Source organism: Streptomyces chiangmaiensis, from assembly GCF_036281785.1.
GTDB classification, from domain to species: domain Bacteria; phylum Actinomycetota; class Actinomycetes; order Streptomycetales; family Streptomycetaceae; genus Streptomyces; species Streptomyces chiangmaiensis.
In genome coordinates, this window is sequence record NZ_JAYWVC010000358.1 from 1 (window position 1) to 4,913 (window position 4,913).

At 67.5% G+C, this 4,913-nt stretch carries 6 protein-coding genes; 2 read left to right on the plus strand and 4 right to left on the minus strand.

Going from position 1 to position 4,913, the window contains the following annotated elements; genetic code table 11:
* The 3 genes from VXC91_RS42325 to VXC91_RS42335 form a co-directional block, all read right to left on the minus strand.
* On the minus strand, positions 1 to 307 hold a 307-nt coding region (locus VXC91_RS42325; RefSeq protein ID WP_329512674.1), incomplete at its 3' end, for a helix-turn-helix transcriptional regulator.
* Between the two features lie 159 nt (positions 308 to 466).
* On the minus strand, positions 467 to 901 hold the full coding sequence (locus VXC91_RS42330) for a type II toxin-antitoxin system VapC family toxin (protein ID WP_329512675.1): 435 nt from the start codon (positions 899 to 901) through the stop codon (positions 467 to 469).
* Positions 898 to 1,119 (minus strand): hypothetical protein, encoded by a 222-nt coding sequence (locus VXC91_RS42335; RefSeq protein ID WP_329512676.1) that lies wholly within the window; start codon positions 1,117 to 1,119, stop codon positions 898 to 900. The genes VXC91_RS42330 and VXC91_RS42335 overlap by 4 nt, the downstream gene beginning before the upstream one ends.
* 32 nt (positions 1,120 to 1,151) lie before the next feature.
* Here VXC91_RS42335 and VXC91_RS42340 point away from each other — a divergent pair, with 32 nt between their 5' ends.
* Positions 1,152 to 1,328: a hypothetical protein gene (locus VXC91_RS42340; RefSeq protein ID WP_329512677.1), complete on the plus strand. Its 177-nt coding sequence runs from the start codon at positions 1,152 to 1,154 to the stop codon at positions 1,326 to 1,328.
* A gap of 447 nt (positions 1,329 to 1,775) precedes the next feature.
* On the opposite strand, the gene VXC91_RS42345 is transcribed toward VXC91_RS42340, so the two are convergent.
* Positions 1,776 to 3,149 (minus strand): recombinase family protein, encoded by a 1,374-nt coding sequence (locus tag VXC91_RS42345; protein WP_329512678.1) that lies wholly within the window; start codon positions 3,147 to 3,149, stop codon positions 1,776 to 1,778.
* Between the two features lie 1,033 nt (positions 3,150 to 4,182).
* On the opposite strand from VXC91_RS42345, the gene VXC91_RS42350 reads away from it, so the two are divergent.
* The coding region (locus tag VXC91_RS42350; protein ID WP_329512679.1) for a reverse transcriptase domain-containing protein at positions 4,183 to 4,913 on the plus strand (731 nt) is incomplete at its 3' end.

The following is a 4,913-nucleotide window of genomic DNA, read 5'->3' on the forward strand; positions in this document are numbered from 1 at the left end:
CGCGCTCCATGCCGCGGATGATCTGGTCGGAATAGAGCATGGCGGCCTCCTCGTCGGCGACGCCGGCCTCGCTCTCGGCGTCCGGATCGGAGTAGTCGGGAAAGCACAGACCCGGCACGCCGGTGGAACGACTGGCAAGCCCGCGGGCGCTCCCGCTCGGCAGGTAACCCAACTCACGAGCGGCCTCGAGGACCCGCTCCCGGGTCTCGGCCCGTACCGACTCCGGGGTGCGGTAGACCCGCGACACGGTGGCGATGGAGACGCCCGCCTGCCCGGCAACGTCGTACACCGTGGGGACAGTGCTCACTGAGGGAACCCCAAGCTCCTTCGATCCGCCCGGAGCCCTCCGCTCCGGTAGCGCCCCCAGAGATGCGGCAATGGACCGCTCACACTTCTGAAAGCGCATTCACCTCTGAAAGCGCATTCACCCTAGCCTGCGCGTTTCACTTGCCACGGTGTCCGGTCCTTACATGACTTCGAAGTGCCTGAAAACGGGGGATGTTACGGCGTGGAAGTGGCGGGCGTCTAGGGTCGCGATCTTGGGGGTGTGCAGACGCTCGGCGGCAGCCATGACCGAGGCGTCGGTGATGCCGAGAGGGAAGTCGCGGTAGCGGCTGATGAGCTCGGCGATCCGGGGCCAGTCCTGTTCCTCCACGGGTTCGACTCGAAAGGCGCCTGCCGTGATGTCCTCGATGAGGGCGAGCTCGGTGTCGGCGGCTTTCTTTGTGCCGACGGCGCGCTTGACCCGGGTATTGATGAAGTAAGAGACCTCTGCCAGGACGAGTTGGGGGATCACGAGCTCGCCGTCGAAGCTCTCGAGTAGGGCGACCGAACGGGCGTGGTCGGGGTCGTCTGCGGATAGGTAGGCGAAGACGGGGCCCGCGTCGACGATCAGTCTCACGCGTTGTCCGATTCGCCACGCATGTATGCCTTGAGGTCGCGGGCGTGCGGTGCGGTGCTGCCAGCATGCAGGACGCCCTTGCCGCGAAGGGTGCGGACGCGGTGTGGAGCGACGAGCTTGGTCAGCTCTTTGGTCACCAGCTCGTCCACGGTGATGCCCTGGGCCGCAGCAAGCTGGCGCAGGCGGGCTTCGAGGTCTTCGGGCACCTGAATCGACATGGACCCAGAATACCGTTGCCGTCCACCGGACGTTGGACGGCGGCTATCTGCCGCTGTTCCGCGCCAGGCTCGCGCTCGCACGCGGTGACCTCGGGCAGGCGCGGGCTCTGGTGACGCAGGGGCTGAACGCCCCCCCGGGCCTGGACACGCTCCACGAGCTGGCGGCCGAGATCGGTGCCGATGTGCCGGAGCGCGCGGGGCGTCCGTGAGCGCCTCCGAAAAGTTCTGGACGTTCGCTGACCTGCGCGTTTGCTGGGTGCCGAGCTTCTTCAGGCGGTGTCTCGGTACTCGTGGATGAGGCCGCCGAGGATGTCGTGGCGCTGGTTCCGCTGGTGAAGGGGATGACGCCCGGGTTGCCGGCGGGAGCGCGAAGCCGCAGCAGGGCCCGGTGGCGCCGTGGGCGGTTGTAGTGTCACGAGGTACGAGTGGGGCCTTGCGATAAATCTTGCAGCGGGAGTCGCCCTTGCGCCACCACGACCGTATCGTTAGTGGTCAAATCCGCCTCGGACACAGAGTTCCCCCACGGCGCCCCGTTTCTGGGCAGGGGTAATCGGCACCGTTTCCGGCTCCTGGCCGGGGCGGGTGTTCGTCGTTGCGGTGCCTTCGGCCTGGCTTCTCCCTTCGCCGGCGTTTCGGTGGGCCTTGCTTTGCTTTGGTCAGCTGATGGTGATCCTTTCTGCTCGGGGTGTGTCCGCGGTCAGGTTTCTGCTCGCGGGCTCGTAGGTCAGGGTGATCTCCTCGCTGCGCACGTGGGCGATTGCCTGGGTAGGTGTCGGTGTCGGCGGCGCCGGATCACAGCTCACGGGTGCCGACCTCGGAGGATCCAGGCGGCTGGTGAGGCGGAGGTGCAGGGCCGGCAGGTGTGGCAGTACCTGGTCTTCGCGCAGGTAGGCGTTGGGAGCGCGACCAGGGTCAGGCCGGGTAGTGCTGGTGTGGCCGTGGCGGCACCGGTAGCCAGGACGGTGGTGAGTCCAGTGGGACTCCATGCGCCGGCCGCAAACACCGCAGCACAGCAGCCCTGCGAGGAGATAAGTGCGGCCAGGCGCAGTTTCCCGACCTTGGCACAGGTTCTGGACTGTGATGAAGTCGGCCTCGCTGACCAGCGCCGGATGGGCGGGCCGGGCGGAGATGATCCAGTCAGTGGGGGTGTTCCAGCGCATGACGTCGCGGTAGCCGAGTGTGGTGTTGGCGGGGTCGATCAGGTCGTGGTCGGTGCGCTGGCGGTTCCAGACCTGTCGGCCTGTGTAGCGGGGATTGGTGAGGATGGCCCGCACTGTGTTCAGCACCCACCGCTGACCGTTACGGTGCGGGTTGCGGGTGGGGTCTGCGGCGGCCGGGCAGGGGATACCGGCGTCGTTCAGCGCGCGGGCGATACGGGTGATGCTGTGCCCGGCCAGGCGCTGGGCGAAGATCCAGGACACGATCGGCCCGCATGCGGGATCGGTGTCCAGGCGCTGCATGCGGACACCGCGGCGGGCGAGGGACCGGTTGGGGTGCGGTCCGGCGTCGGCGAGGCGGTAGCCGTAGGGTGGGCGGCCGCCGAGGTAGCGGCCCTGGTCGCGTGTTTGCACGGTCATCGCGGCCCGCACCCGGGTCCGGGCGCGGGCGATCTCCCGCTTGGACAGGATGCCGAGCAGGATCATCAATTCCTCCTGCCCGCCGACCCGCGGGTCGACGGCTCCACCCAGCTCCGGCACCCACACCTCGACGCCGTAGTGGTCGAAGAGCGGAGCCATGGTCGCGAACTGGTTGCCGTAGAAGGCCCGTTCACTGGAGCCGATGACAACGGCATCGAACTCCCGGTCGGGATCGGCCATCGCCGCCAGCAGCGCGGCGGCTTGGGGCCGCCGCGCCCAAGGGATGGTGCGGCTGCGGCCGGTGTCGAAGAACTCGGAGACGATCCGCCCGTGCCCGGACACCAGGGCCTGCGCGCCGAGCAGTTGCCAGGCCTGCGACGTGGCGGGGTCCTGATGGTCCTCGGTCGACACCCGGCCGTAGAACGCAAACCGCAGACCACTGGCGGACGGCATGCCGACGGGGGAGGAGCCGGGAGTCCAATTACGGGCCTAAGCCGTCAAGAAGACTTGACCCGTAGGGGGCTGTCCGGCCGGACGGTGCGGCGCTCCCATGATCGGCGCCTCCCCTTGCTCGCTGTGCGTTGCCTCACCGTGGCCCTGCCCGGACAGAGCGGGTCGGCTGCACAGAAATACAGAATGTTGACCCGAACGAGTGAAGATCGCTGCGCAATGTAGGGCCAGGTCCAGTGCCACGTGAGGAGCGTAGATCAGTGGGTTCAAGGCTCCGCCTGCGTGGCCGGATTGCGTGGCCCCGGCGACTCCATGCGTCGTGACATGGCCGTCGTCCTTGACGATGCCCTGCGCACTTGATGCCTGTGAGGCAATGAGGATTTCTCGTGCGCCCAGCAGAGCAGGAGGTGACACCGTGACGTAGCGGTGTTCTTGCTGTTCGGAAGCTCGTCGTCGCCTGCCGGTGGAAGTCCGGTCCGGGTAGCTGCCAGGAGGCCCGGTAGCAGGCTGGCGGCGTCGGAGGGAAACGTCCGGCGTCGGAGCCCAGCGTCAAAGGCCCTGCAAGGGGGAGCGACGATACGGTCCGTAGCATCAGGCGAAGCCTGCGGCGTCGTTACTCAGCCACCCTTTCGGGTGGAACGAGGGAGTGCCGAGCCCTTCGAAATCGGGGCGAAGGCCATGGAAGCGCTGAAGATCCTGGACGGGCAGCCGTGAAGGACTCCCCGGCGTATGGGGCGCGGAACGTATCGAAGGTGGCGGCGGGAACTGGGGAGGCCCTCCCCGGCCCGATGACCTGCGGATAGACGTCATCGGAAGCGGCGCGTCCTATAACCGGTGATCCCGGGAAGTGGGCGCGGGCCGGGTGGGCGTCGGAGGTGGCCGTAGTACCGGTTGCAGCCGGGAGACAACACAACTCCCGGTGAGGGAAGGGCCACTGCTTCGTCGGTGCGTCATGAAGTGAAGGAGGGGCTCGGTGAGTGCCCGTGTGGCTAGTCCCGCCGCCGAGGGACGTTCTCCCTCGGACAAGGTCCGTGCCTTGCAGCATGCGCTTTACCGGGCGGCCAAGGCCGATCCCGGACGGCGGTTCCACGCGCTGGGAGACAAGATCCACCGCAGGGATGTGCTTCGGCGCGCGTGGGCCATGGTGCGTGCCAACAACGGCGCACCGGGCATCGACCGCACCACCCTGGCCGCGGTCGAGGAGTACGGCATCGATCGTCTTCTCGGCGAGCTGGCCCACGAGTTGAGGCAGGGAAGGTATCGTTCCTTGCCCGCCCGCCGGGTCCTCATTCCCAAACCGGGGGTGAAGGACGAGCGTAGGCCGCTGTCCATTCCGACGGTTCGTGACCGCGTCGTGCAGGCCGCGATGAAGATCGTGCTCGAGCCGGTCTTCGAGGCCGACATGTTGCCGTGCAGCTTCGGGTTCCGCCCGAAACGCTCGGCGCACGACGCCCTGCAGGTGCTCATCGACGAGCACCACCGGGGCAGACGGTGGGTGGTGGAGACGGACATCGCCGAGTGCTTTTCGGCGATCCCGCATGAAGAGTTGATGCACGCGATCGAAGAACGCATCTGTGACCAGTCCGTCCTCAAACTCCTGCGGCAGATCCTGCGCGCCAGGGTGATGGAGGACGGACAGGTGAGGCGGCCGGTGACCGGAACCCCACAGGGCGGTGTGATTTCACCGTTGATGTGCAACGTCTATCTGCACCGGCTGGACCGGGCATGGGACGCGCACGACGGGACTCTGGTCCGCTATGCCGACGA

Coding starts and splice junctions, on each gene's coding strand:
- VXC91_RS42345 (WP_329512678.1), bottom strand. CDS start 3,149: ATGCCGTCCGCCAGTGGTCTGCGGTTTGCGTTCTACGGCCGGGTGTCG.
- VXC91_RS42335 (WP_329512676.1), bottom strand. CDS start 1,119: ATGTCGATTCAGGTGCCCGAAGACCTCGAAGCCCGCCTGCGCCAGCTT.